A 24,377-nucleotide genomic window follows, 5' to 3' on the forward strand; every position below is an offset into this window, starting at 1 on the left:
TTTTTAAGGCGGCGCGGCTTTCGGTTGCGCCGCCTTTTTTGCTTTCGGAATTTCCATGGAAGGCTGGAAATGATATTGAAACCACCGGTGGGTTTATGGTACAATACCTCTGTCCGGATATCTGGAAAAGCCCCAAAGGACTGGGCTTCTCCAGACGGTATAGAATGATACTGTGACCGGTGGCGCGGGAATTGGAGGGCCCGCCATAATCCCCACGGAAATGGTCCAGCCTTCAGAAGAAGGGAAGGAAGCAAGTATAAAATTAGGAATCGTAATATATGGAATGACTTCTCTATGTTCGCGTAAGTTCATAAAATCTTAGAAACTTGATTTGTTTTGCTAAGACTATTTATCAATCGCCAGTATCATCAAGTTCAGATAAGCAACATTTTTTTGCCAACATTTATGAAACATAGAGGATTGGGGAAAAAGTTGATTTATAAAATGTTTGTAATATCGGAACAAGAACAATATGAACTTTTGATTGTCGATATGGTAAATAGCTTTTATCAAAAAATGATAGCGAGAGGGATTTGCCTTATAATGAGTGCGATGATGCAGGCCAAGCTGATAGAGGGAATTCGCAGGAATTTGATTGTGTTCATCCAAAACAAAGATTACTTCGTCATATCCTTGCGGCCATGCGCCATAAACGACCTCGTAGCTGTCCATCAAAATCGGGCTGACCGCGCCGCCGTCTGCGGCAGGCATCAGTTGAGAGAAATTCTCCGCGCCAGAGGAGCCTCCTTCCAGTAAGGAGTTCATGCGCTCCATGTTTACCGCCGGACCTGTGAGGGTTCACTGGAAAGCGTAGAAGCACCTACTTCATCCGGGTCGGTATCGGAGGCAATCAAGCTGCCCTCTCTGTCGTAGTAATAGATTGAAAAGCTGACATTATAGGAGTAGACAGCGCCGTTCTCTCCAAGGTACTGCCAGATTTCGCTGTCTGGATCGTTCAAATATTGCCGAAATGCAGTCAGGTTATTTTCTTTGATGTTGCCAGCCATTGCTTCATTGGATTCTATCTCGCTGTAATCCGCGTAAACGCCAGAGCGAACTTCTTCCGCCTCAGAGCGTCCGCTCCGCATACCGCCTTGGGTTCCCCCGGCCATATCAATGGTTTATGTGCTGATGGTAATGGGATAGGAGGTCATTGTGTTCCGCTGAATATCCGCAATGTAGCGGTTCACACCGTTGGCGAGGGACAGGATCAGAGCAATTCCGATAATGCCAATCGACCCAGCCAGGGCCGTCAAAATCGTCCGGCCCTTTTTAGTCCGCAGATTGTTGAAGCTCAAGGCGAGGGGTGTGAGAAAGGACATCCTGGCCCTTCCCATAAACATAGCGCAGGAAAGGAGCAGCGATGTATGACTACATTATACGAAACGATCTTTATCCGCAGGCAGGTGCGAAATTATCTTGAAGGCTCTATTGAGGACGGTATACTGAATGGCATATCAAAGTGCGCTGCCGAAGCGGAGCAGCTCACCGGCCAGCATGGAGCGTTTAAGCTGGTGTCTGCGGCGGAAGTCTCTGCAAATCACGGGGCCTCTCACTTTTTGCTGGGGTACTGTGATTCAACATTTGCCGCTTATGCCAATGTCGGCTTTGTCCTGCAAAAAGTTGATCTGTATGTCCAAAGCATCGGATTGGGTAGCGGATGGTTTATGGACATTAAGCCAATCGCTGATGCGGAGCGGTTTTGCATTGCCCTTGCGATTGGAAAGACAGATGTTCCTGTGCGAGAAAGTGAAACGGAATTTAAACGGAAACCATTGTTGGCAGTCTGCGCTAAAGAAAACAAAGTGGCGCAGGCGGTTCGCCTTGCGCCCTCGTCACTAAATTCCCAGCCTTGGAAGATGGAGCTGGGAAATGGGAAGGTCCTTATAAAAGATGCGGGCAGGGGCGTTTCCCGACTGATTCTGAAAAACAAGCTCAATAAAATTGACATCGGAATTGCCGCCCGCCATGCCGTATGTGCGTTGATGCAAGAGGGCAAGGAAATCAAGAGTATCGTCCCCATCACCACCGGGAAAGAATTTTACATTGAAATCGACTATCAATAGGGAGATTTGCTATGAAAACATTGATCGTTTATCACTCTGAACACCATGGCAACACAAAGAAACTGTTGGATGCGATTGCAGAGCAAGAGGGGCCACATTGGTCGAGGCCGGAGATGCCTCAAAGGTCGATGTGTCCAGTTATGATTTGATCGGTCTTGCTTCCGGCATCTACTATCAGAAATTTCATAAAGATGTGCTGAATTGGGCAGAACAGAATCTGCCGCAGGGGAAAAGGGAACTTTTCCTCTATACCTATGGTGTAAAGCGGAACGGTTATCTTGACGCGATTAAGCAGATTGCTGTTTCAAAAGGAGCCAAAATTATGGGGAGCTATGACTGCCCTGGATTTGATACCTTTGGGCCGTTCAAGTTAATTGGTGGTATTGTAAAAGGTAGGCCAAACGAAGAGGATGTTGCTGGGGCAGTTTCGCTTTTTCGTCACTGTATTAAAGATTGATATGAGTTAACGATATCCCCAATAAAATAACGATACCCAATAAATCCACGATAACTCCCTCTCTAAAGTCCTCAAAACGCAAAAAGCCCACCGCTGGTCTGGAAATTTATCCAGCCAGCGGTGGGGACTTTCTTACAAAATGTTAGAAAAAGGGCCATTTTCAGCGGTCTGGTGCAAAATTAAGGACGGTTATCTCGATACGTATTGTATCAGAATAACCGTCCTTAGATGGTCCGAGTATTCATAACGACACTCCCGGAACCCCGCATGAAATCAAGGTTTTTCGGCAACAGACAAACACATTTCATCAATCAGATACTCCGACTAGGGCGTAGGTCAGATGTTCATAGAATTATCTGATTTACTTTTGTCTTTAGAATATAAGTTGCCATATCTCAAAGTAATTGGTCTGGAAAATGCAATAGATAATAGTTTCTCTACTTTTTCGAGTGGGTGTTTCGGTGGATTATATGAGAAGCTGAACAGGTTTAAATATACTAAACGCCGAGAAGATTTACAGATATGCAAACTGACATCTGCACGGCCATTACCTTTTTATGATCCCCAACCTACAAATCTCATCGGCGTTTAGTATATCCTATGGTGTTTGGTGTTTTTCGCCTCGATTCGGATTTTTTGCGCTAAATCATCTGCATCACCTCGTTCGTGGAGATGGCTTATTGTACTACCGTTATAGACACTGTGCAAATGGGAATTTTTAATTAATAGATGAAAGTGCTGGAGGTGATGTTTTGCAGATGAGGTGTGTTTGACAGGGGGCGCAAAGTCTGCTTTATTGATAGTTGTACGGCATATGCTATCTCCCCTCTGAAAGAGTTATGAGAAAACTTGAATAAAAGTTCAGTTTCGGCTAACTTTAAACGAGATATCACAATCTGGCATGGTAAAGTACCATCTGTTATCTGTTCCTTTGTATAGGCCTACTTCCTGAAACGGTTCAATGACATATCCGTCAGATGGCTCTAACAGAATACTAATAATATCTCCTGATACCGCAGTCCATTGGCTGGGAGTAATAGCTCCTGGATATTCATGGTTATCAAAAGAGATACTGTGCTTTTCTCCTGAGCTATATGTATTACTATCTTTGGGGTAACTACTATTCTGTGGTTTAACCGTAAACTTGATATCACATTCTGGCATAGTAAAGTACCATTTGTTATCTGTTCCTTTGTATAGGCCTACTTCCTGAAATGGTTCAATGACATATCCGTCAGATGGCTCTAACAAAATACTAATAGTCTCTCCCGATATTGCAGTCCATTGGCTGGGAGTAATAGCTCCTGGATATTCGTGATTATTGAAAGAGATAATATGTTTTTCTTCAGGGATAAACGTATTATTGTTCCCAGGAGCATTATCCTGTGGATTAGTTGTTTGATTTTGCGCCGGTATCGGGCTGTGTTCGAATTTGTTATTTGTATCTGTGGAGTTATTGTTTTGTTGTTTGTCTGTGGGTGTCTTGCTCTCGGGGGGCAAGAGATTTTCAGGTGAGCCACTTCCATCAGAAAGAGCATCCTTTTGTTTGTTGTCTACCGGACTTTCTGTGTTAAAGGTATTATATTCTGGTTGTGTGTTTTCAGAAGAAACAGAATCTGATGAGGTGACAGGGAGAGTCACACTATTTGCATCCTTTTCGGAAATAGTGTGGTTATCGGATTGATTATAAATAACTCCACTACCAAACAAAAATGTTAGCAAGGCTAAAATGACGCCAAGCGCAGCAATGATATTCTCTATTTTGTGTTCTTTCATTTTGCTCCACCTTCAAAAGAGCTTCAAATTAATTGCCATATCTCTTTTATTCAACGACAAAACTACTCAGTCTTTTTTTACGGCAGTTATCAAATAGTATTTACACAAAGGAAGAACAATTTTTCGATAAAAAAGTTTGAATAACGACCCCGTTTCACATTGTAATTAAGCTAATTCAGCTAACAATCTATACATGATACTTTCACCGGTTTGATTATTGTTAACATTATTATCCTTAACAACAGGTGTACTTTGTATGCTATTACCCTCGGAAACCATTACGCTTTGCTTTCGCCTAACATGATCTTTGATTTCCTTAAAAATAGTTTCGTAGTCTTCCGGTTCAATCATTTTGTAGCGTTCACTGAACATTGGTGGTACTTTCCCCATCGGGAACATATCTCGTAGCCTTGCCATATCAGTCCCTTTGCCAATACCCAAAGGAAATAAAAACAATTTCCCATTTTGTACCCGCTCCCGAACTTGTGCGAACTCCGTGCGAGGAGCGTCAGTGGGTGTGCCGTCCGTCATAAACACCAAGATTGGAGTATAATAATCGTTATCAGCATTCCGAAGATCATTTTGCATTTCATCCAGTTGCGCAAGTGACGTGCGAAGGCCATCACCCATTGCCGTTTCTGCCTTTTCAATTGTACACCTGCAAGATTGTATATCCAGGGCTTCGCAGTCAAGGAAATCATATCTTACACTCGCAAAACGGCTGTAAGTAACAATCGACACCGCCACCTGACGACAAAGTTCTCGATCAAACTTCAACTCATTCAGAAGGCTACAAAGTGTTTCATTGAGTTTATCGATTTTTTTATAATGGGCATATCCGGGGCGAATGTCCTCTAAATTGAATAGGGTGAAATCAATTTGACATTGAGATAATGCATTAATATCTAGAATCTGGTTATGATTTTCTCCATCACTGATTAAAGCCGTGTTTACTACAAGGATGTTAATCAAATTATTCCAAGCTACACAATGTACTCCGCTTGGATCTATTATCCTTGAATCGACCACATCTGTTCCCCTGTAAAATTCACGCACAAAATCATTATAGTCACAAAATCCTTTGCTTAATTGATACTTCGAATAAACATTATAATGTCCTTCTTCTGAACGCAAGCATATATCAGAAATGGCATCTGCTCTGCCATCATAATAATCCACATCGTGGTTTCCAGGTAACAAAAAGACGTCTTGTTTGTTAATGCTGAAAATACTTATTAGCATTTCCAAATAATCCCTCGCGAGTGAGAAATTAGTTTCATATCTTTTGTGGCGAAAATCACCTGTCACGACCAGGAATTCCGGCGAAATAATTTTCGCTAATTCCACATAGTCATCCAGCATCAATGTTGTATCCGCTTCAGGAAACACATGCAAGTCTGAGACATGAAGCCATGATGCCTTTATGTTGTTTCTACTACAAATCATGTTTACCTCCAACATGATTTGGCATTAGTCACTTTCACTTATATTTTTACTCTAATTCTATTCTTTCTCCATTTGGTAACACAAATGCCTGCTCATATCCAACATTCAAAACCGCTGCGATTGCCATCATTTCCTCAAAAGAGACTGTGCCTCGCTTCAATTTTTTATTGAAATTTTGCGGAGTTTCTCCAATACGCTTACAAAGCTCCGCAAGACTAATACTCTTTTTCTCGCACAACTCTCTTACCATATCATATTCTACCTCCATTATATAATTGCATTATAAATCATTCGGTTGATAAGTGCAAGGCATTTATATAATAATTTGGTGATTCTTGAGGAAATATCAAGCGAGTGGCCGCATAACCTTGTGAAGTAGCACACTACCTTGCATTTCCTGACAATCCACCCCAATTACTACGAATTTACTACCAGGGGATCAGCTTTGATACGACAAAACACCGGAAAATTCGGAGATACGATTTTGTTCCACGCTTTGTATTAACCTCTAAAATCACATACTGTCCGACTGAAAAAGCCGTCTTTTCACTGTTGAAAAGGCAGCTTTTCTTATGCCCATACATAGCCGTCTGTTTCGCCGTAGGTGGCTAAATCTATGAAAGGAAATCCCAAATGGCGAAACCGAAAGTGTTGGACTGTGTGCTTGTCCCCGTTCAAGCGAATTATCTGGCGGAGGAGGATATGACAGGACTGATGGAGGGGGTACAGAGTTTTATCCCCAAAGCGTAGTTCATCTATATTGAAAACTGGCTACTGTAAGGTAATACCTTGCATAACCAATCTCCTTTGTTGTAATCTGCACAAAGGAGATGATAGTCCATGCCATTTGTCTTGCTGGTACCCCATTTGCGACAGTCAGTAAAAAGTACCACATTTCTCTAAATACTCTCTACCGCTGGCGCAAAGAGTATCAGCAGACGGGGGATCAGAGTACTACGAAAGATTACTCAGCCCTCTGTCGCCAACACGAACGCCAAAGCCACATCTTACAGATTATTCGAATTCCCAATATCATTGATAATGTACCTCGCCGTAAGCGCCTTGAAGTTCTGGCAAGACTATACGAACAATTTGAGCAATATAGCGTTCATGAACTGTGTGAAGCCCTAAATATCTCCCGTGGAACATTCTACAACCACATTTTCCGCAAGGTCGACCGAACAGAGTATTTGCATAGACAGCAAGAACTTATGCTGCAAGTACAGCGAATTTTTGACGACAGTCAACAGCGCTTCGGGGCTGAAAAGATACGGGTCATACTGGCTGAGAACGGAATCTGCATAGAAAAAAACGCATTAGACAGATTATGCAGGAACTTGACCTGATCAGTATCCGCGAAAAGGCCAAAAGCAATTATCGAAATCGGCATACTTGAAACGCAATTTGGTCAATCAGGAATTCAGCGTGACACGTCCCAATGAGATATGGGCCAGTGACATCACATATTTCAAGATCAAGGGCTATGCAGTATATCTCTGTGCTATTATCGACTTATTTTCACGAAGGGCAGTGGGATACCGAGTTTCCCGCAAATGCAGCACTCATTTGGTGACAGCTACATTCAAAGATGCGTTCCGAGCGCGGAGTAACCCCACAGATTTGACTTTTCACAGTGACCGTGGAGGACAGTATACCTCTGACACCCTTTTTAAGTTGCTCAACAGGGCGGCGTCAAGCAATCCTTCTCCCGCTCTGGCCGTCCCTGTGACAACGCAGTGGCCGAGACATTCTTTGCTTCGTTTAAGCGGGAAGAAGCGTATCGAAGGGACTACTCCTCTAAGGCAGATTTTCGAAAAAGTGTGGACGAGTATGTGCGCTTCTATAACGAACAACGGCCCCATCAGACGCTGGCATACAAGTCGCCGGTACGATTTGAGGAACTTTATGGGCAGAAAAAGACACAGGCTTGTGAGAAAACCTGTGTCTAAAAAACGTAGCTGGATAAATATTTTTTTGCAGCTTTTTCTTATTTTCAGAAATATACCGTAGGCAACCTTTTCAGAAAATCCAGTCATTGCAACGGTTACAGAGCAAAACGGAGCCGCTTTTCGATAAAATAATTCGAAAAACGACTCCGCTTCACATGGTGGGCTTAACAGAGCCTGACCCAAACCAATACGACGCTATTATTCGCCAGAAAGTCAAGGTCATCCAGGCCGCGAAAAACTTCGGTCAAGCCGCTACGTTTATTATAGCAGATGATGCGGAGAGGCACAACCGAGAAATTGATGTGTTTGGGGAAATAGCAGTAAAACGTTTGAAACAACCATATCGCAGAGAGTTTTCCGAGGCTGACATCAAACAGATGGTCTCTGCCTATCAATCCGGCGAAACCACCACCATCAAACTCGCAGAGCGGTTTGGCTGTAGTAAAACGACCATCAATAAACTGTTGAGACAACACGGAGTTGAGGTTACTAGGGCTAAAGCCCAAGCAAGGCTGAATGCTGACGCAGTGGTCGCTATGTATGACGAGATGCGCACGACTGAGGAAATTGCTGAATGTTTCCACGTCCATCCGCAAGTAGTGATCCGCTGCCTGAGAGCAAACGGGGTCAAGATTAGAAGTCGATGGGACTATGCCAAGAAATAACACAAAAGCCAGCGGTCAGCCGAGGAAATTGGCTGACCGCTGGTCTGGTATGAGGGGATTATTTTTTCAGATAGTTCATGAGCATCTGTGCGACTTGGGCGCGGGTGGCAAGCCCTTTGGAATCGAGGATACCGTTGCCATAGCCGTTGATAACGCCGTTTTCTACAGCCCAGCGCAGAGCATCCAGAGCATAATCGCTGGCACTGTCAGCATCGCTGAAGCGCAGTTCTTTGTTGGTGGCGGCTGGCTCTCCGCTATAGCGCCAGAGCATCACAGCTAACTGCTCACGGGTGATGTTGTCGCCGGGGCCGAACAGTCCGTTGCCGTAGCCGGAAACAATGCCCTGCTCCGCCGCCCAAGCGACAGCATCGGAATACCATGTGCCGCCAGCTACATCGGAGAATGCCGAGCTAAAAGCCTGTCCGGGATTATTCTCCAGATTGTGAAGAACAACCGCCAGCATCCCTCTGGTCATGGGGAGGTTGGGACTGAAGATGTTGTTGCTGGTACCGTTGAACAATTCGTGTGCGCTGGCAAAGGCTACCGCATCTGCCGCCCAATTCTCGGCAGGGATATCAGAAAAGGGCTTGGTGTTGTCGATAATCTCCAGCTTGGCGGGGCCATCCAGGGGAATCGCGATTGAACCATCGCTGGCGACAGATTTGCGGATGATTTGGCGAGTGCCGTCATCGTGAACCAAAACGGCAACCGTTCCGGAGGCGCTTTGTTCGATGGGGACGGTCAGTGTGATGCCACCTCTAACGGATTCTATGCCCCGCCCTCCCGCTGTGATCGTGAGAGCGATGGAGTTTTCGCTGGTGTCTGCCGTGACTGTAACTGCGCCGTATTCGGACAGGTTGGACAGTCCGTTGTTGGTGAAGGCTATATCGGCTACAGGGGTGGAAAGGAGAAGAGCGGCATCGGTTTTTTGACCAACCTCATCCAGAACATTGGCGGGAATCGTCACTTCGACTTTTGTCACATCGCCTTTGACTACTGGCGAGATTATAACTTGATCGCTGTCGTTGGACACGGCTTGCTCGATAATCTCATCAGCAACCGCAGATGAAATGGTGATTGTTGCCGTATCTCCTTTAGTCGTGGCAGAAGGAGATGCCGTGGTCGTTGTGGTGTTGCTGGTGGTTTCACTGGTGCTGACCGGAAGGGACGGTGTGGGGCTGGGAGTGGTTGTGGAGCCGCCGCTATGGGTGCCGCCCGGATTGGTCGTAGGGATGCTGGGAGTATGGTCGCTACTTGAGTTGCCGCCAGTATAAGAGAAGATAGCAACAAGGGTTCTGTCCGAATCGGCGGTAAATGTATAGCTGGCATTGGTGCTGATTTGTTGCCCGTTTTCTGACCAGCCCGTGAACCGATAGTTTTTGGACGGGCTTGCCGCGACAGTTACGGACGCGCCGCTCTCGTAGGTGTTACCGCCGCTGACAGTGCCGCCAGCTGGGGGATTGGCGCTAACACTGATGGTATACTTGACCGGAGCCGGCGGCGTTGGAGGTTCTTCTGCCTTTTTCTCGAAAGTTGCAGTAAGTGTCCGGTCGGCGCTGACGGTGAAGGTGTAGTCGGCAGCAGCGCTGACCTGAGTTCCATTTTCCATCCAGCCCTTAAACTCATATCCGGCGTTCGGAACTGCGGTGACAGTAATAGAAGTATTTTCCTCAAACTTGTCGCCGCCAGAAACACTGCCGCCCACAGTCGGGCTGGCGTTTACGGTGATGTTATAGGTTGTTGGCGTTGGTGGTGTGGGAGGCGTTGGGGTGTCGACTTTCTCAAAAATGGCGGTGTAGGTCTGAGAGGCATTGGCGGTGAAGGTGTAGTCGGCGTTAGTGCTTACCCGAGAGCCGTCCAGCCGCCACTCCACGAACTTATAATCGTTATTGGGGGTAGCCTTGATAGTGACAGATTCGCCTTTCGCACAACTTTTGCCGCCGCTGACAGAGCCACCCTCTGTAGGGCTGGCGTTGACGCTGATGGTGTAGGTCGTCGGAATGGGTGGTGTGGGTGGATTCTCTTCCTTTTTCTCGAAGACGGCATCAAGTTCCAGATTCTCGCTGATGGTGAAAGCGTAGGTCGCATCGGAACTCACTCTGCGCCCGCCCACTTGCCATTCCACGAATTGATAATCAGTATTGGCGACCGCCCTGACGGTGACAGATGTGCCGCTCTGATAGGTGCCGCTGCCAGAGACAGTGCCTCCATCGGCAGGGCTGGCGGTAGTGCTGATAGAGTAGGTAGGGATGGCGATTTTCTCAAAAACTGCGGTGAGGATGCGGTTGGTAGTGATGTTAAATGTATAACTGGCGCTGGCGCTCACCTGACTGCCATTTTCCGTCCAGCCTTTGAACTCATAGCTACTGGCAGCGGTTGCAGTAACTGTGACGGATTCGCCAGACTGATAAGTATTGCTGCCCGTCACAGTGCCGCCTCCGGAGGGGCTGGCATGGACATCAACTGTGTAGGTGACCGGAGTCGGTGGTGTGGGCGGCTCCTCGGTCTCCTTTTCAAAAACGGCGACGAGTGTGTGGTTTGCGCTGACCGTAAAAGTGTAGCGAGCCTCGGTGCTGACCTGAGTTCCATTTTCCGTCCAGCCTTTGAACTGATAGCCGGTGTCAGGGGTGGCGATCACTGTAGCGGAAGTATTCTCGTCATAGGTTCCGCCGCCAGAAACGCTGCCGCCCACCGAGGCGGTGACGCTAACCGTATAGGTTGGAGTAGGCTGTTCATCTTCCGCGAAAACGGCGGTGAGAGTTCTGTCCTTATCGACGGTGAAAGTGTAACTGGCGTCGGTGCTGACCTGAGTTCCGCCCTCCGTCCATTTGACGAAGTGATAGCCATCGCTGGGTGTTGCGGTGACGGTGATAGAAGCTCCGTCCTGGCAAGTTCCGCCGCCGCTGGCGGTGCCGCCCGTTGTGGCGCTGACGTTGACTATATAGGTTGTGGCTTCGGGCGCGATGGTGAGGTTTATGGTTGAATCATTAGAACGGTAGCCACGATACAACGTGTTGACAGAGCGGACACCTACGGTATAGTTGCCGGTGGGGAGCGCGGCATCAACAGCGTCAAAAACGCAGCTGGTCTCATCCACAATCTGATAAGATTCTTCTACCGGGCTGGTTTCATTATTTTCATATTCCAGCCACACTTCATATTGACGATTGTCATATATGCTGGAAGATGGCACCGCATCCCAGGTGACTGTAATCGAATTTGATGTTGTCTGAATATGGATATTAGTTGGCTCTGTCGGTCTATCGGGGTGTGTATAAGATATGCCGGAAATCGCAAACTGTTGGTTTGCGCCCCATTGCTGCGAGAAGAGTTCGACATTTGTGCCCTCAGCCGTGCTGCTGTTTGGAATGTCGATAGAATATAGTTCACTGGGATAATTGAGCGCGGAAACGATTCGGTATGTAGAATCGCCGGGAGAATGAACCAGATACCAGCGTTCGGAGTTGCCGCCGTGGTCGTCACTCCAAGTCCAAATATTTTTATTGTTTCCCGCAGTTTTTGTTTGAATATCTAAGCACCAGCTGTTATGCTCGTTTACAATTTTATAAGAACCGTCGGACTGTCGCATAAAATGCCAGATTTGGCGCGGATCATCCGCCTGTGTTTTGGTCGTTGCGACATTTATTCCTCTGTGGTTTTCAATAAGGGTTCCACTGCCTGTGGTTTGCAGATAGGTGCCGTTAAACTCGATGCGGGAGTAGAAATCACTGCCAAGATCACTGGCCATGAGACGCGATATATCTTTTTGGCTGATTTTTATAATTTGGAATGTCTGCGCTTTATGGAAGGGACCTCCATTCAAAAAACTGTCGCCACTGCCGCCAAACCAGTTTTGCGAGAGTTGGACATCTCTCCCGGCGGGAACATAGTCGTCATTTCCATACGCTACATCAAGAACCTTTGTATGATTGACGTTACTTTCACCATACTCAGGAGGGGCGATATAGTAGAGGGTATAAGTGGAGTAATCTTCTGCCGCACATACTTGCCAGAGCTGCTTTGAGGCTCCTATATACGGCATTGTCCGCACACTTGCCCCGTCAGTATCCAAGCAGCGGCCATCATACATATTGATAACTTTATACTGATTATATCCAAGATGAGTGAAATGCCAGATTTGGCGCGGATCATAATCGTCTACTGTAGCAAGCTGGACGTTATTGCTGTGATTCTCCAGAGCAAGCCCACTGTGAGTATTTCTGATATAGGCGTAGAAGTCGTTGCCAATGTTCTGGGCGGATGCGGTGGGTTCGAGGTAGATGTAACCGTCTGGCCAGAGTCCACCGTAACCATCTGGAAGCTTATGCCCGATAAAAATGCCTTCGCTGTTTGCTCGTGAATTTACTGAGCCGCCTTCGTTATACGTTATGCTGCCATCGCTTACTGCTGTTACATAAGCAACATGGCCCCAGCCGTAATTCCAATCAGCGCCTTCCCAATAAGCTATCGCGCCCACTCTCGCTTCAGTCCCGGTTTCATAACCGCTCTTTTGTGCGTTTACCAGCCAATCACAGGCATTGCCTCTCCAAGGAATAGCTATGCCAAGGTTATCATAAGCCTGTTGCCACGCATACCAAACGCACGTTACGACTTTGCGCACTTGACCATTGACTTTCACTTCTTGATACTTAGCCCCATCAAATGGATTGCTCTCCGCGAAAGCTACAGTTACCGTCACTGGTAGCATCCCCGCTACCATACACAGGCACAAAATCACCGACAGAATCCGTTTTTTCAGCATAAAAAACGCGCCCCCTATTTCAAGATGTAACAGAATGATAGAAGTGATACCTATTTTAGCACTCTGGACGGCGATATTCAAGCCTTTTCCACAGCCTTCAACTAAAAAATCCGGAAATGGGCATCCTACAGGCAGGGCGCAGGGTGCCGAGGGGCGGCAGAATGTAACCGACCTATCAAAATGTTACAAAGCCCCCTCGCCCAGAGATGCGCTATACTGTAACGCATCAAAGACGAGGAGGCTATTATTATGGCAGCGACAGAACCGATTCGGGACAAAAATCAGTTGAGAGCACTAGGAGAATACTTTTTGAAGCGGGGACAGCTTCGCAATTATGCCCTGATCGTCGTAGGGGCGCACACGGCGCTCCGGATCAGCGATTTGCTCCGGTTGCGCTGGTCGGATGTATATGATGAGGAACGAGGGGAGTTTCGCGCCCATGTGACGGTCACAGAGAAGAAAACCGGGAAAACCAAGACCATCGCGCTGAACAAGTCTGTCTTGAGCGCCCTGCGGCTATATTTCCCGCACAGACGGGGCGAGTTCATTTTCGCCAGTAACCGGAAGGAGCCGAAAGCAATCAGCCGGGTTCAAGCGTGGCGCATCATCCATGCGGCGGCTATCGCTGTCGGAATTATAGGGAAAATCGCTTGCCACAGCCTCCGCAAGACCTGGGGCTATCATGCCTGGACGAGCAAAATGGTGTCGCCTGTGGTGATTATGGATATCTATAATCACAGCAGCTACGAGGTCACCCGCCGATACCTCGGCGTAGCGCAGGACGATCTGGACAGAGCGTATTTGGGAGTGGAATTGTTCTAAAGCAAGTAAAATCGAGAAGGATGAAGCCGGTATGTTATAATAGTAGTGTCTTATTTTCAGCATAGTTACGTTTGAACTATAATTATGGTTTTTAACGCCTAGTTAAGCGACATCGCATAAGTAATCGGCGTTAAAAACGTGATTATGAATGGAAATAAGACACCTTGCGGTGTCGCTTTTTGTTTGAGGTCACCAAAAGTCAAAAGATAACATGGAGACCAAAGATGGGCGAGTTGGAAGAAAAGAAAACAGTAGCAGGGCAGGATTCTGGTTTACCGACCCTTGATATGCCGCAACTTGATAACATGACGGCAATACAGGAGATGCCACCGCAACCCGTGGAAGATGTAGCAGAATCCGTGCCGATAGCACCAGAGACGGAGCCGTTACATCCACAAAAGAAAAAGGAGAGGTTAATTGCGCTGGCCGTGGCTTTGATTCTCGGTGCTGTTGGTGGGGTAACGTGGTTTGTGATTGCGAACAGCGAAGCTGGGGGTGAGCAGGAGGAAGTGTTGAGTGAGGATGATGCGGATAAAGATGGCGACAGTGACAAGGAACCAGAGTTCGAGCCGGAACCAAAGCCAGAACTGAAAATTGTTGAGCTAAGCCTAGATAATGAGATTGTTCAAACGCTGTTTTCTGAATTCAACCCAATAACAGGTTCGGCAACTGGTGGAACTGCTTTTTATGCGCAGGCTCTCCATAACAATTTGAGTCGAAAGAAGATAATGGAAATTGCTTTCTTCAATTTAACAAGTTCGACCTGTGTGGGTGATTATGAGATTGGACTAGTCAACGGGGAAACCTGGAAAGTAACGGAATGCTATAGTGGGGCAGAAATGCGACAAGAAATTAAGAGACTTTTCGGACTTGATTATACTTTTACAAAGGATGATATGCTGCCTCAAATTTGCCCGCATGGTTACGATGAACAAAACGATGAATTTCACACGACAACAATCGGCTGTGGAGGCTGGTTTCCAGCGCATGTTCAGCGAGAGTTATACAAAGCTGAAAAAGACGAAAAGAGGATTTATCTATATGAAATGGCGGTTTATGTGTCACCGGGCGGGGGTGCTGGTTGCGATGGAACATTCTGTAGGCTTGGTGATAATGGACTGTGGAGTATTGTAATAGATGGCCTTTCATCTGAAAGCATCCCCAGTCTTATCAGCTACCCTGGGGCTGATGAGATTTTTGACAAGTTTAAGTGGACGTTTGTCTGGGATGGCGAAAACTATGTGTTTGAGGCGTTGGAACGGGTTTAGAAACGGCACCTTACCAATGTCGGGTGTTATAATGATTCTGTAGGCATAAAACCCTATGGGAACAGCGGTCGCGCCCTGGGTTCTCTATGCTCCGGCTCGACAGAGTTCTTTTTATGGAGATCGTGAAACCTCCTCAAGCGATAAAAAGCGACAGGTCAGATAATTTATGTAAGTTACGACTTATATCGAACTCAAATGGTTTCTATCCGACATCGTATTTCAGCGTGGTTCGTTAGGGGTGGCTACGTCGGCCAGAATACCAGCAACCTGTTCGCCAACGCCGGGAACAACGGCTATTACTGGTCATCTACGCCGAATTCTAACGGCACCAACGCCTACAGCCTCGAATTCTACGACACCAGCAGCATCAATCCGGCCAACAGCATCAATCGGCCCGGGACGGCCTCCGTTCGCTGCCTTTTCTGTGCCCGATCTCCACAAACCTAGTTTTCGATGGGGCTTACAGCATGCGCACGATGTTATAATTGTGATGTAGGTATAAAAGCCTATGGGGACAATTCCGCGCTTTGAGCCTCCATGCTCCGGCTCGGCTGTGTTCCTCTTATCGGGAGATCGTGAAGTCCTCTTCGGCGAAGTGCGAATAGCAACAGCCTTAGACTTGAGTCTTAACTCGCTATGGCGAAATGAGAATAAAGCGGCTTCTTTAGGTTCGCTTACAACGAACTACCTTAATAATCCGGCACAGACGATATACGCTGAGGGGCGGCTACGTCAATCAGAATACCAGCAACCTGTTCAGAGGCGCCGGCAACGAGGGCGACTATTGGTCATCTACCCCGAAATCTGACGGTAGCAACGCCTACTACTTCTACTTCAACGACACCAGTAACATCAAGCCGTCCGACAACGCGAATCGGAACAACGGCTTCTCCGTTCGTTGCCTTTGTTGTGCCCGATCTCCAAAGCTATGTAATATTAGAAAATCCCAGCCCACGAAGGGCTGGGGATAGGGACTATTCTTGGCCTTTCTGGATATTAAGGCCTGGGTTGGTATTTTCGTCGAACTGAATGTTAAGGCCAGGGCCACGGTTTTCGTTAGGCGGGTCGTCGAGCTGGATGTTGAGGCCGGGACCGGTATTCTCGACAATTTGAACATCAGGACCGGAGCTATCGCTTTCATCAGCTTGAACACGGTTACCGGGGCCGCTATTATCCGGGGTATCTGTGATGCCGCTACTCGGCTCTACATTTTCTGAACCCACAATAGCAGGATTGTCAGGCTCCTTGGAATCAGGCAAATGAGAAAATGCTATATAGACTACGCTCAGCCCAACAACAATCAAAGCCAGAATTATGAGCCAGAAGTTCTTTTTCTGATGGTAGTGCGGAGTTGGAGCGAACTTGGGAGCAGGGAGCCGTTTTGTCTTGGGATGTGGGGCTAAGGCTGTGGTTCTCATTTCTATTGACGGCTGCTTTCGAGTGTTTGTTGCCGTTTCGGCGGTTTCGGGCATCACAACGATTACCTGCACGTTTGTTACATTGGTAGCGTCCGCTGTGTTATTTACATAAACATCCGGCATCGGGGATAGCGCATCTTTGTTGGGAGTGCGGCTCTGGCGGAAGTTTTTGACTTGCTCGACTTCCATAAGCGGTATCAGCTGCGAGGGTATTTGTGTTTCGGGAGGCTCGTCCGGTTCGACATCATACGGGACGGGATCAACAGTTTCTACGACTTCAGCGAGCTCCCGTTCTGCCAGAACCTTATCAACTATATCCAGCGTCCCGCCCAGCGCAACGGCCTGCTCTGCCAATACTTTTGACAGTTCGTTCATAATGCGGGATTCTTGGTCGTAAAGGCTTCTGCTTTTGGCACCTATGGATTTACCCAACTTCTTTTCTGGATGGCGTGGTTCATATTTTTCGCGGGCGTATAAGGCTCGACGCTGGATGGCTCGTTTTTCGTGTTCATACTCAGGCAAGTAGTTGAACGAAACAAGCATAATTTCGGCATCTTCAGGATTTACGATAAAGGTGTTGAAGAGATGGATCATGTATGCTTTGCAAAAAGCATTATATTCGGTTCTGTCGGTTCTATAATTTCTGGAGATTATTCTGTTAGGAAACCTTTCAGACAAAACATCTCCGTCTTCTAGGAATTCGATGAGCTCATATGCACGCCCTTCCGGGTTCGAGCGAGCATTTTCCAGATAGTCACGGATATTCTTTTTGCCACTCTCAACGTCTTCGATCAAAGCCATCACCTCCAGCCCTTGTCGCTGTGTTCTTCACTATACCATATTTTGTAGCAAAAGAAAAGCGTAAATCAAATACCAGACCAAAAGAAGCAGAAACAGCTGCGGCGATGCCGCAGCTGTCATTTTTTGCTTACAAATCAGCGTATTCGGTTACTTCGATGTAGGTTTCTTCGCCGCTTGGGGGTTTGCGGAAGAACTCAATCTTCCGCCGCACATGGTTGATGTATTCTGTGACGGTTGTGCGGGCATCCTCTGCCTCGGATTTAACACCATAGATTCTGACATCGTAGACAGCAACGGGCCCGTCATCGGCGCGAGGAACCTCAAACCGGAGGCCGAAACCATGTTTGTCGGTCTTTAGTGAGAAATAACTAGTTTCCTCAGTCTTGGTGTTATAGAGGTCTACATAGACCTCTCCGACAGTTACTTGGAATGCAATGATTATCCACTCAGGACTTTTGCCGAGCAGGATGTTGGCATATTTCTCGCGGAACTCTTCCTCGGTGCCTTTGTCGAGGTCGTAGCTAAACCGAAGATTCTCGAACAAATCCTCAAACTGGTCGACCGGCTTATTATACTCGATAAGCCGATACATGCGGATGGGCAGACACTTCCTTGTGAGTATGTCCTCATAGCGTTTATCGCCGCTAACCACGGTGTAACCTTGTCCGACCAAGTCAAGGCGGTATTCTAACATTCTCATAATTATCCCCCTTATTTTTGATTATTACATGATTGCCCGTCCTCAGAGAGAACAAGCAAAATCTGTAATAATCAGGGAGATACGCTGTTATAAGCTGTCAAGGTGCCTAGAGTTAATCTATACTAACCATTGTAGCACACATTGTTAAAAATGTCAAGTATTAGCGGTTTTTATGCCAGAAACGGCAAATATTCTGCCTCAGAAATTGCTTCCCGTAAAACCCCGCATTTCCCCGTGTTTCCCCGCAAAATAAAACTTTTCCCCAAATCGACCACTTTGCGGCGTTTCTGTTATGCTCCAATCACGCAAGGGCGAACACCCCAGGTGGGAAAGGAGGTGCCCCTCGGTAGTCCCATTGTCCTTGCGGCACACCCAGAAAATCAGAAAGGAGAAACACAGTATGAGCTATCAAAGGTATCCCGGAGAGGTCATTGATGCGGAGTATGTGGAGGTTATCCCTGCCCAGCGCGGTATCGGGGCGCACCTTCTGCCCCGGCGCACCAGCGTGGTGATGGGCGAAGTGATGGAGGAGGCGATGGTGCTGGCAACCCACGACCGCTGTCTGGCACTGTTAGCGAAATCCGGAATGGAGCACACTGCCGCCCTCTCCATGATGGAGCAGCAGTTCTCCAGCATGACTCCAGAGGCGGCGGCGCGGTATCGGCAGATTGTGGACGCTTACGCACAGCAAGCGGCGGGCATGGTTCGGAGGTGGTGAGGATGACTTTAGATGATGTGCTGTTTATCACGGTCCTTGTCGCTGCTATCACTTGGGTGATTGTAAAGGCCGTCTATGACCGGGAAGTCCAGCATCTGAGGCGGGAAAACCGGATGCTCTGGCGGCTTTTATCAGACCAGGCGAGGCTCCACGAGATGAGCCTGGATGCTTATATCGCTATGCTCCGGGAGGCGCAACGGCACATGGGCGGACAGCCGTTTTGACCGTCAAAAAGATGGGAAATGGGCTGTTGTCAAGATAGTGTTGTAAAAATTACAACAGTGGTTAATGGCTACCCTTATTTGACTTTTTACCCCTGTTATGGTGTGTCTATTCGCTAATAAAACTGATAACGCTTAACTTTGCAACTGAGGGCTATTTTCGGTAAAGTGTCCACCAAAAGCAAGAAACAGGAGATTTATGGACACCAATTCCAAGAAATACAAGACTATCCTCGCAGACCCGCCGTGGGACATCAATCAGCGCGGAAATTATGGAGCCATCAAACATTACGACCTGATGCCGCTGGAGCGTATCAAGGCGATGCCGGTGGCGGATTTGTGCGAGGATAATGCCCATTTGTATCTTTGGTGCCCGAATGGGCTGATACCACAGGCGCTGGAGGTTATCAAGGCATGGGGATTCACTTACCGTTCAGCGATTTACTGGATCAAGCCTCGGCTGGGTCTTGGAGTCTACATCCGTAACGCCAGCGAAACCTGTCTGTTTGCCACTCGCGGCAAAGCCCCGGTGAAGTTCCACGCGCAGCCGAACTGGATGTTCTGCCCGCAACAAAGCAGGCATTCGGAAAAGCCCGCTGAGCAGTTCGCAGTCATCGAGCGGCTGTCAGACGGTCCCTACCTTGAGCTTTTCGCCCGCCGCCGACAACTGGGGTGGGAGGCTTGGGGAAATGAGGTTCCCGGAGGTAGTGACCTTGTTATCCCCGGTTACCCTGTCCCGACCTATTCTGACAAAATAATCCGACCTAGCAAACGGAAGGAGGTGTAATGCTTGGAGCCGCCCAAGAAACTTATCACCCGGATCGTGGAAGCGTGCGCTCTGCTGGCGCTGAGCGCCTTCCTGCTCCGACTGGCAGTGGCCTATCTGTTGGAGATTTGGGTGTATCTGCTCGTCATCGCGGTCATCGCCATAGCTGGGGTCATCGGCTGGCGTGTTTACAAGTTCTATCGTTCCCAAGGAAAGTGGTAGAGTGGATAAAAAGGAGTGGGCTTATGCGTAAGCATTGTATAGAAAACATCTGCTGGCTGGAGGTCAGCTGGCAGCGACCTTTTAACATTGAGGACGTGTGGGAGGCTCTCACCCACCTCTCGGCGCTCAGCCCTCGCGGGGCAGTGATTTGGGAGTGTCGGGGCAAGAACGGACGGGTGACGTATCTGCTGGGAGCCGACCGGATTTATATTGACAAAATCGCACAGGCGCTCCGCGCTCACGGGGACATCCAACTTTGCGAGGTTTATGGGAACGACCGCACACCCGTTCGGTTGGCGCGCCAACTCAAAATCACCCGTCCGGTGCTGTCGCTCAACACCAACCTTGCGCAGTCAGTGATCCGGGCAGCGTTGGCGGCGATGGCTGAGGACAAGCGTGGCACAGAAACTGTCCTACAGGTGGTGCTGGGGAGGGGCTTTGCCCCCTCTCCGGTATCTGCCGAACTCCCCGACCCGCACGCTACTTGGCTGGAGGTTATCTTCGGCTCGGTCAGCAAGGCGACCGCAGAAACCCGCAAAACTGTGCGGGAAAAGGCTGAGCAACACGGGTTCGAGGCGGCGATCCGCATCGGTGTATCGGACGAGAGAGTTGCCGCCCGCCTCCGCAATCTCATCTCTGCCCTTAAAGTCCTGGAGTCCGCTGGGGTGCGCATCTATGATGAAACGGAAAGCCCTGAGAAAATCAACACCGCCCATGTGCCGTGGCATTTTCCACTGCGGCTGTCGGTGAAAGAACTCGCCAGCTTCCTGTTGCTCCCGGCTGGGGAGGAAGAACTGCCCGGAACACCGGGACTACATCCGCGACTTTTGCTCGCGCCCCTGTGGTATTGGGAGCCGACCAGTCCTCAAAATGACCGCAGTTTTGCTGTCAGTATGGACATGGTGCCGAAAAAGCTCAGTATCTCGCCCAAAGATAGCACAGAACATTGCGTATTCCTAGGCGGGACTGGCAGCGGCAAGTCTACCGCTATGTTACACCTGATTCTCGCAGACATCAAGGCTGGGCGCAGCGTCCTAGTCCTCGACCCAAAACAAGATTTGGTAACGGACATCCTTGCCCGTATCCCGGAAGAACGTGCCGAGGATGTGGTGGTGATCGACCCGTCCAGTGATGCTCCGGTGGGGTTCAACCCGCTGGCGTTTCCAAACTACCAGAACAAAGCCCTGATTGCTGATGCGGTGCTCTCTGTGCTCAAAGAGTTGTGGGCAGATAGCTGGGGAGTGCGCATTCAAGACATCCTCTCTGCTGCGCTCTTGACGCTGGTGGAGATAGACGGAGCCTCGCTACTCTGGCTCCAGCCATTGCTCATCGATGAGAACTTCCGCCGGAAAATCACTCGCGGCGTGAAGGACAAAGTGGCACTTATGCCGTTCTGGGCGCAGTTTGAGGCGCTGTCGGAATTACAAAGGCGGCAGCAGATTGAGCCGGTGCTAAACAAGCTGCGCCAATTTACGCTCCGTCCGGGACTGAGGAATGTCCTCGGACAAGCCCAGCCAAAGTTTTCTCTAACGGATTTGTTCTACAAACGGAAAATCGTGCTGGTGCCGCTTAACCGGGGGATTGTAGGCCATGAAACAGGGCGGTTGCTGGGAAGCCTGATTGTAGGTCTAACTTGGGTGCTGGCGTTGTCCAGAGCGAGCATCCCAGCGGAGCGGAGGCACATCGTCAGTATCTATGTGGATGAACTACAGGACTACCTATCCTCACTTTCTGCTGACCTAAGCGACGCATTGGCACAGGCGCGGGGGCTGGGTGTGGGCATGACACTGGCGCACCAATACCGCGACCAACTGCCGCCAGAGATCCGGGCCGGAATAGACGCTAACTGTCGGAACAAAATCGTGTTCGGGCTAAACAGCAAGGATGCGAGAGACATGGCGGCGATGGCTCCGGAACTTACTGCCGAGGATTTTATGACGCTGCCCCGCTACCAGATTTATACATCGTTCCAACAGGGAGGACGTAACACCGGCTGGGTGATGGGGCGGACTTTGCCGCCACCGCCAGCACTCCGCGACCCAGCGGAACTCTACGCCCGGAGCATGAAAACTTACGGCACACCAGCCGAGGAAACTGAGGAGAGCTACCTCAAAACTGTTATCAACCACAGCACCCCAGGCGATAACGCCGGGGAAACGCCTATCGGAAGGAGGAAACGCTAATGTCAAACCGCATGACACCTCAAGAGGGTGACAAAAGCCGGGAAAGCCGCCCCGCGCCGGATTTTTCCAAGTTTATGGTTCACGACTCTTTTATCAATTCCATTTCTTTTCCATCTGCCACCGGGGAGGAGCCGCACCGCCTCTCCCGTCAGCAGCTGGAGGAAACCGCCGCCGCGCTCAGTGAGAGGGACAGGGGCATTCTCACCGCTGTCCAACGCTACCGCTACCTCCTGACTGGACAGATTCAGCGGTTGTATTTCTATAGTTCCGCCACGCCGACTGCCGCACACCGCGCCGCCGCCCGTGCCCTGAAACGGCTCAGGGGGCTGGGGCTGGTTGACCATCTCGCCCGCCGCATCGGTGGGGTGCGGGCTGGCTCCGGTGGGTTGGTCTGGCATCTGACTCATGCTGGGGAGCGGTTGCTCCGTCTCCACGAACAGACCACCAGCCCGGTGAGGAGGTTCTTCGAGCCAAGTCCATTTTTCCTCTCTCATGCGCTGGCGGTGGCTGAGGTGGCTGTCCATCTGACAGAAATCTGTCGAGAGCAGCACGGCATGAAGCTGACCGCCCTCCAGCCTGAACCAGAGTGCTGGCGCACCTATAGTGAGTATGGTTCCATGCTGTCGCTCAAACCCGACTTGTTCGCCATAACGGTATCTGGCCAGTATGAGGACAGGTGGTTCATTGAAGTAGACCTCGCCACCGAATCGCCCTCCAAGGTGGTCGATAAGTGTGAACGCTACCACAAGTATTACCGCAGTGGGTTGGAACAGCAGGAGGCGGGCGTGTTCCCGCTTACGGTCTGGATCGTGCCGACTGTGGAGCGGAAAGAGAAATTGATTAAGCATATCAGAGAAGCCTTTGACAAACAGCCTCGGCTGTTTACGGTCATCACGAAGGACGAACTGTGGGCGCTGGTCTGTCAGGGCGGCGAAGGAGGGACGTTATGCTAGAGAAAATCACGATTCCGATTGACACTATTTTGGCTGGGGATAGCCGCGCTGTTCTCCAGACCTTGCCAGACGACAGCATCCATTGCTGCGTAACATCGCCGCCTTACTACGCTCTGCGGGATTATGAAGCGGAGGGGCAGATCGGGCGTGAAGCTACACCGGAAGAATACATAGAACGGCTAGTCGAGGTATTCCACGAAGTGAAGCGGGTGCTCCGTCCGGACGGCACCTTCTGGCTGAACATTGCCGACACCTACTGTAAGCGTCCCCAACAGGGCGTAAAACGGAAGGATATGCTGGGCATCCCGTGGCGGCTGGCCTTGGCGCTTCGGAGCGATGGCTGGTATCTGCGCAGCAACATCATTTGGGAGAAGGGCAACGCCATGCCAGAGAGCGTCACCGACCGCTGTAGCCGAAGTTATGAACACATTTTCCAACTGAGCAAATCCAAGAACTATTATTTTGACCGCGCCGCTATTGCCGAACCAATCGCGCCCTCGACACTGGTCAGGATGCGCAGTGGACGCAGCGGCAGCAATAAATATGCTGAACGGGTGCCGGGGCAGACCTTACAGGCTATCAATCGCCCTCGTGAGGCTGGTGTTTCTGAGGAAGAACTGCCGACCCACCGCAACAAGCGGGATGTCTGGCACATTAACACCTCGTCCTACTCTGGCGCACACTTTGCGACCTTTCCGCCGCAGCTGGCAGAAACTTGTATTCTGGCGGGCTGTCCGGTTGGAGGGGCGGTGCTCGACCCGTTCTTTGGCAGCGGCACCACTGGTCTCGCCGCCAAACGCAACGACAGACACTATATCGGTGTGGAGATCAACCCGGTGTTTTGTAAGCTGGCGGAGGACCGGATAGCCGCTGAAGCGCATAGAAAGCCGAACGGGGCGCGGCAGGAAGATTCCGCTAAAGTATCTGCCTCCACAGATAAAGCTGCCCAAAATGCTCCAGAATCGCCAGAAAAGGTGGAAAAGGAGGAGGCGTGATGGAGAAAAGAAAGCGGGGACGACCGCGAGGATCTCATCCGGTTAAAGTCACACCAGAGTTTAGGGAGGACCCTGACATCAAGAAAATGGGACTGGTGTTTATAGCTGCCGCCAAACAACTTCTGGAGCAGAAAAAGTTAGAAGAGACCAAGAGGGACGATATGGCCTGATCGCGCCGCCCATCTGTGG

23 protein-coding genes and 2 pseudogenes are annotated in these 24,377 nt (G+C 49.3%); 16 read left to right on the plus strand and 9 right to left on the minus strand.

What is annotated here, in order from left to right; genetic code table 11:
• Positions 1-345: 345 nt before the first annotated feature.
• The 3 genes from D7X94_RS18120 to D7X94_RS05055 are packed head-to-tail and all read right to left on the minus strand — an operon-like array spanning position 346 to position 1,322.
• Entirely contained in the window at positions 346-774 is a 429-nt protein-coding gene (locus D7X94_RS18120) for a hypothetical protein (RefSeq protein ID WP_147401667.1), read from the minus strand.
• Positions 775-776: 2 nt separating this feature from the next.
• On the minus strand, positions 777-1,088 hold the full coding sequence (locus D7X94_RS05050) for a hypothetical protein (RefSeq protein WP_120426643.1): 312 nt from the start codon (positions 1,086-1,088) through the stop codon (positions 777-779).
• Positions 1,089-1,121: 33 nt separating this feature from the next.
• Entirely contained in the window at positions 1,122-1,322 is a 201-nt protein-coding gene (locus D7X94_RS05055) for a hypothetical protein (RefSeq protein ID WP_199715017.1), read from the minus strand.
• 45 nt (positions 1,323-1,367) lie between these two features.
• Here D7X94_RS05055 and D7X94_RS05060 point away from each other — a divergent pair, with 45 nt between their 5' ends.
• Positions 1,368-2,066, plus strand: a complete 699-nt coding sequence (locus tag D7X94_RS05060; protein WP_120426644.1) for a nitroreductase family protein — start codon at positions 1,368-1,370, stop codon at positions 2,064-2,066.
• 97 nt (positions 2,067-2,163) lie between these two features.
• Entirely contained in the window at positions 2,164-2,523 is a 360-nt protein-coding gene (locus D7X94_RS05065) for a flavodoxin (protein ID WP_330558171.1), read from the plus strand.
• An 861-nt stretch (positions 2,524-3,384) separates the two neighbouring features.
• Here the strand turns inward: D7X94_RS05065 and D7X94_RS05070 are convergent.
• The 3 genes from D7X94_RS05070 to D7X94_RS05080 form a co-directional block, all read right to left on the minus strand.
• Positions 3,385-4,299 carry a hypothetical protein gene (locus D7X94_RS05070; RefSeq protein ID WP_120426645.1) on the minus strand — a complete coding sequence of 305 codons (915 nt, stop codon included), beginning with the start codon at positions 4,297-4,299 and terminating at the stop codon, positions 3,385-3,387.
• 165 nt (positions 4,300-4,464) lie between these two features.
• The gene (locus D7X94_RS05075; protein WP_158590900.1) at positions 4,465-5,745 is read right to left on the minus strand and encodes a metallophosphoesterase; all 1,281 of its coding nucleotides are present in this window, start codon (positions 5,743-5,745) and stop codon (positions 4,465-4,467) included.
• A 46-nt stretch (positions 5,746-5,791) separates the two neighbouring features.
• Positions 5,792-5,995 carry a helix-turn-helix domain-containing protein gene (locus D7X94_RS05080; protein WP_120426647.1) on the minus strand — a complete coding sequence of 68 codons (204 nt, stop codon included), beginning with the start codon at positions 5,993-5,995 and terminating at the stop codon, positions 5,792-5,794.
• A 580-nt stretch (positions 5,996-6,575) separates the two neighbouring features.
• Between D7X94_RS05080 and D7X94_RS19800 the strand changes: the two genes are divergently transcribed.
• From D7X94_RS19800 to D7X94_RS05095, 4 genes and pseudogenes are all read left to right on the plus strand, one after another.
• Entirely contained in the window at positions 6,576-7,091 is a 516-nt protein-coding gene (locus tag D7X94_RS19800) for a helix-turn-helix domain-containing protein (RefSeq protein ID WP_120426648.1), read from the plus strand.
• A 79-nt stretch (positions 7,092-7,170) separates the two neighbouring features.
• Positions 7,171-7,416, plus strand: a pseudogene (locus tag D7X94_RS19805) (transposase); the annotation flags it as partial.
• 29 nt (positions 7,417-7,445) lie between these two features.
• Positions 7,446-7,694 (plus strand): annotated as a pseudogene (locus tag D7X94_RS19810) (integrase core domain-containing protein); the annotation flags it as partial.
• Positions 7,695-7,780: 86 nt separating this feature from the next.
• On the plus strand, positions 7,781-8,359 hold the full coding sequence (locus tag D7X94_RS05095) for a hypothetical protein (RefSeq protein WP_147401668.1): 579 nt from the start codon (positions 7,781-7,783) through the stop codon (positions 8,357-8,359).
• Positions 8,360-8,417: 58 nt separating this feature from the next.
• On the opposite strand, the gene D7X94_RS05100 is transcribed toward D7X94_RS05095, so the two are convergent.
• Positions 8,418-13,202 (minus strand): InlB B-repeat-containing protein, encoded by a 4,785-nt coding sequence (locus D7X94_RS05100; RefSeq protein ID WP_120426651.1) that lies wholly within the window; start codon positions 13,200-13,202, stop codon positions 8,418-8,420.
• A gap of 168 nt (positions 13,203-13,370) precedes the next feature.
• Here D7X94_RS05100 and D7X94_RS05105 point away from each other — a divergent pair, with 168 nt between their 5' ends.
• Positions 13,371-13,943 (plus strand): tyrosine-type recombinase/integrase, encoded by a 573-nt coding sequence (locus tag D7X94_RS05105; RefSeq protein WP_120426652.1) that lies wholly within the window; start codon positions 13,371-13,373, stop codon positions 13,941-13,943.
• 224 nt (positions 13,944-14,167) lie between these two features.
• Positions 14,168-15,211: a hypothetical protein gene (locus D7X94_RS05110; RefSeq protein ID WP_120426653.1), complete on the plus strand. Its 1,044-nt coding sequence runs from the start codon at positions 14,168-14,170 to the stop codon at positions 15,209-15,211.
• A 974-nt stretch (positions 15,212-16,185) separates the two neighbouring features.
• Here D7X94_RS05110 and D7X94_RS05120 read toward each other — a convergent pair.
• Positions 16,186-17,430, minus strand: a complete 1,245-nt coding sequence (locus tag D7X94_RS05120; RefSeq protein ID WP_120426654.1) for a hypothetical protein — start codon at positions 17,428-17,430, stop codon at positions 16,186-16,188.
• Between the two features lie 127 nt (positions 17,431-17,557).
• Positions 17,558-18,130, minus strand: a complete 573-nt coding sequence (locus D7X94_RS05125; RefSeq protein ID WP_120426655.1) for a hypothetical protein — start codon at positions 18,128-18,130, stop codon at positions 17,558-17,560.
• Between the two features lie 400 nt (positions 18,131-18,530).
• Between D7X94_RS05125 and D7X94_RS05130 the strand changes: the two genes are divergently transcribed.
• The 8 genes from D7X94_RS05130 (at position 18,531) to D7X94_RS18355 (ending at position 24,358) form a co-directional block, all read left to right on the plus strand.
• On the plus strand, positions 18,531-18,848 hold the full coding sequence (locus tag D7X94_RS05130; protein ID WP_120426656.1) for a hypothetical protein: 318 nt from the start codon (positions 18,531-18,533) through the stop codon (positions 18,846-18,848).
• A 2-nt stretch (positions 18,849-18,850) separates the two neighbouring features.
• Positions 18,851-19,072, plus strand: a complete 222-nt coding sequence (locus tag D7X94_RS05135; RefSeq protein ID WP_120426657.1) for a hypothetical protein — start codon at positions 18,851-18,853, stop codon at positions 19,070-19,072.
• Between the two features lie 196 nt (positions 19,073-19,268).
• Entirely contained in the window at positions 19,269-19,856 is a 588-nt protein-coding gene (locus D7X94_RS05140; RefSeq protein WP_120426658.1) for an MT-A70 family methyltransferase, read from the plus strand.
• A 3-nt stretch (positions 19,857-19,859) separates the two neighbouring features.
• The gene (locus D7X94_RS05145; protein WP_120426659.1) at positions 19,860-20,057 is read left to right on the plus strand and encodes a hypothetical protein; all 198 of its coding nucleotides are present in this window, start codon (positions 19,860-19,862) and stop codon (positions 20,055-20,057) included.
• Between the two features lie 23 nt (positions 20,058-20,080).
• Positions 20,081-22,240, plus strand: a complete 2,160-nt coding sequence (locus tag D7X94_RS05150) for a type IV secretory system conjugative DNA transfer family protein (protein WP_120426660.1) — start codon at positions 20,081-20,083, stop codon at positions 22,238-22,240.
• Positions 22,240-23,193 (plus strand): replication-relaxation family protein, encoded by a 954-nt coding sequence (locus D7X94_RS05155; protein ID WP_120426661.1) that lies wholly within the window; start codon positions 22,240-22,242, stop codon positions 23,191-23,193. Before D7X94_RS05150 ends, D7X94_RS05155 begins: the two co-directional genes overlap by 1 nt.
• Positions 23,187-24,188 carry a DNA-methyltransferase gene (locus D7X94_RS05160; protein WP_120426662.1) on the plus strand — a complete coding sequence of 334 codons (1,002 nt, stop codon included), beginning with the start codon at positions 23,187-23,189 and terminating at the stop codon, positions 24,186-24,188. Before D7X94_RS05155 ends, D7X94_RS05160 begins: the two co-directional genes overlap by 7 nt.
• Entirely contained in the window at positions 24,188-24,358 is a 171-nt protein-coding gene (locus tag D7X94_RS18355) for a hypothetical protein (protein WP_158590901.1), read from the plus strand. The genes D7X94_RS05160 and D7X94_RS18355 overlap by 1 nt, the downstream gene beginning before the upstream one ends.
• The last annotated feature ends 19 nt before the right edge of the window (positions 24,359-24,377 follow it).

This window comes from Acutalibacter sp. 1XD8-33 (assembly GCF_003612555.1).
Classification (GTDB): Bacteria; Bacillota; Clostridia; order Oscillospirales; family Acutalibacteraceae; genus Acutalibacter.

Excerpts from the sequence above, each read along its gene's own strand:
- D7X94_RS18120 (WP_147401667.1), bottom strand. The coding sequence starts at position 774 with ATGGAGCGCATGAACTCCTTACTGGAAGGAGGCTCCTCTGGCGCGGAG.
- D7X94_RS05050 (WP_120426643.1), bottom strand. The coding sequence starts at position 1,088 with ATGCGGAGCGGACGCTCTGAGGCGGAAGAAGTTCGCTCTGGCGTTTAC.
- D7X94_RS05055 (WP_199715017.1), bottom strand. The coding sequence starts at position 1,322 with ATGTCCTTTCTCACACCCCTCGCCTTGAGCTTCAACAATCTGCGGACT.
- D7X94_RS05060 (WP_120426644.1), top strand. The coding sequence starts at position 1,368 with ATGACTACATTATACGAAACGATCTTTATCCGCAGGCAGGTGCGAAAT.
- D7X94_RS05070 (WP_120426645.1), bottom strand. The coding sequence starts at position 4,299 with ATGAAAGAACACAAAATAGAGAATATCATTGCTGCGCTTGGCGTCATT.
- D7X94_RS05075 (WP_158590900.1), bottom strand. The coding sequence starts at position 5,745 with ATGATTTGTAGTAGAAACAACATAAAGGCATCATGGCTTCATGTCTCA.
- D7X94_RS05080 (WP_120426647.1), bottom strand. The coding sequence starts at position 5,995 with ATGGTAAGAGAGTTGTGCGAGAAAAAGAGTATTAGTCTTGCGGAGCTT.
- D7X94_RS19800 (WP_120426648.1), top strand. The coding sequence starts at position 6,576 with ATGATAGTCCATGCCATTTGTCTTGCTGGTACCCCATTTGCGACAGTC.
- D7X94_RS05105 (WP_120426652.1), top strand. The coding sequence starts at position 13,371 with ATGGCAGCGACAGAACCGATTCGGGACAAAAATCAGTTGAGAGCACTA.
- D7X94_RS05110 (WP_120426653.1), top strand. The coding sequence starts at position 14,168 with ATGGGCGAGTTGGAAGAAAAGAAAACAGTAGCAGGGCAGGATTCTGGT.
- D7X94_RS05120 (WP_120426654.1), bottom strand. The coding sequence starts at position 17,430 with ATGGCTTTGATCGAAGACGTTGAGAGTGGCAAAAAGAATATCCGTGAC.
- D7X94_RS05125 (WP_120426655.1), bottom strand. The coding sequence starts at position 18,130 with ATGAGAATGTTAGAATACCGCCTTGACTTGGTCGGACAAGGTTACACC.
- D7X94_RS05130 (WP_120426656.1), top strand. The coding sequence starts at position 18,531 with ATGAGCTATCAAAGGTATCCCGGAGAGGTCATTGATGCGGAGTATGTG.
- D7X94_RS05135 (WP_120426657.1), top strand. The coding sequence starts at position 18,851 with ATGACTTTAGATGATGTGCTGTTTATCACGGTCCTTGTCGCTGCTATC.
- D7X94_RS05140 (WP_120426658.1), top strand. The coding sequence starts at position 19,269 with ATGGACACCAATTCCAAGAAATACAAGACTATCCTCGCAGACCCGCCG.
- D7X94_RS05150 (WP_120426660.1), top strand. The coding sequence starts at position 20,081 with ATGCGTAAGCATTGTATAGAAAACATCTGCTGGCTGGAGGTCAGCTGG.
- D7X94_RS05155 (WP_120426661.1), top strand. The coding sequence starts at position 22,240 with ATGTCAAACCGCATGACACCTCAAGAGGGTGACAAAAGCCGGGAAAGC.
- D7X94_RS05160 (WP_120426662.1), top strand. The coding sequence starts at position 23,187 with ATGCTAGAGAAAATCACGATTCCGATTGACACTATTTTGGCTGGGGAT.
- D7X94_RS18355 (WP_158590901.1), top strand. The coding sequence starts at position 24,188 with ATGGAGAAAAGAAAGCGGGGACGACCGCGAGGATCTCATCCGGTTAAA.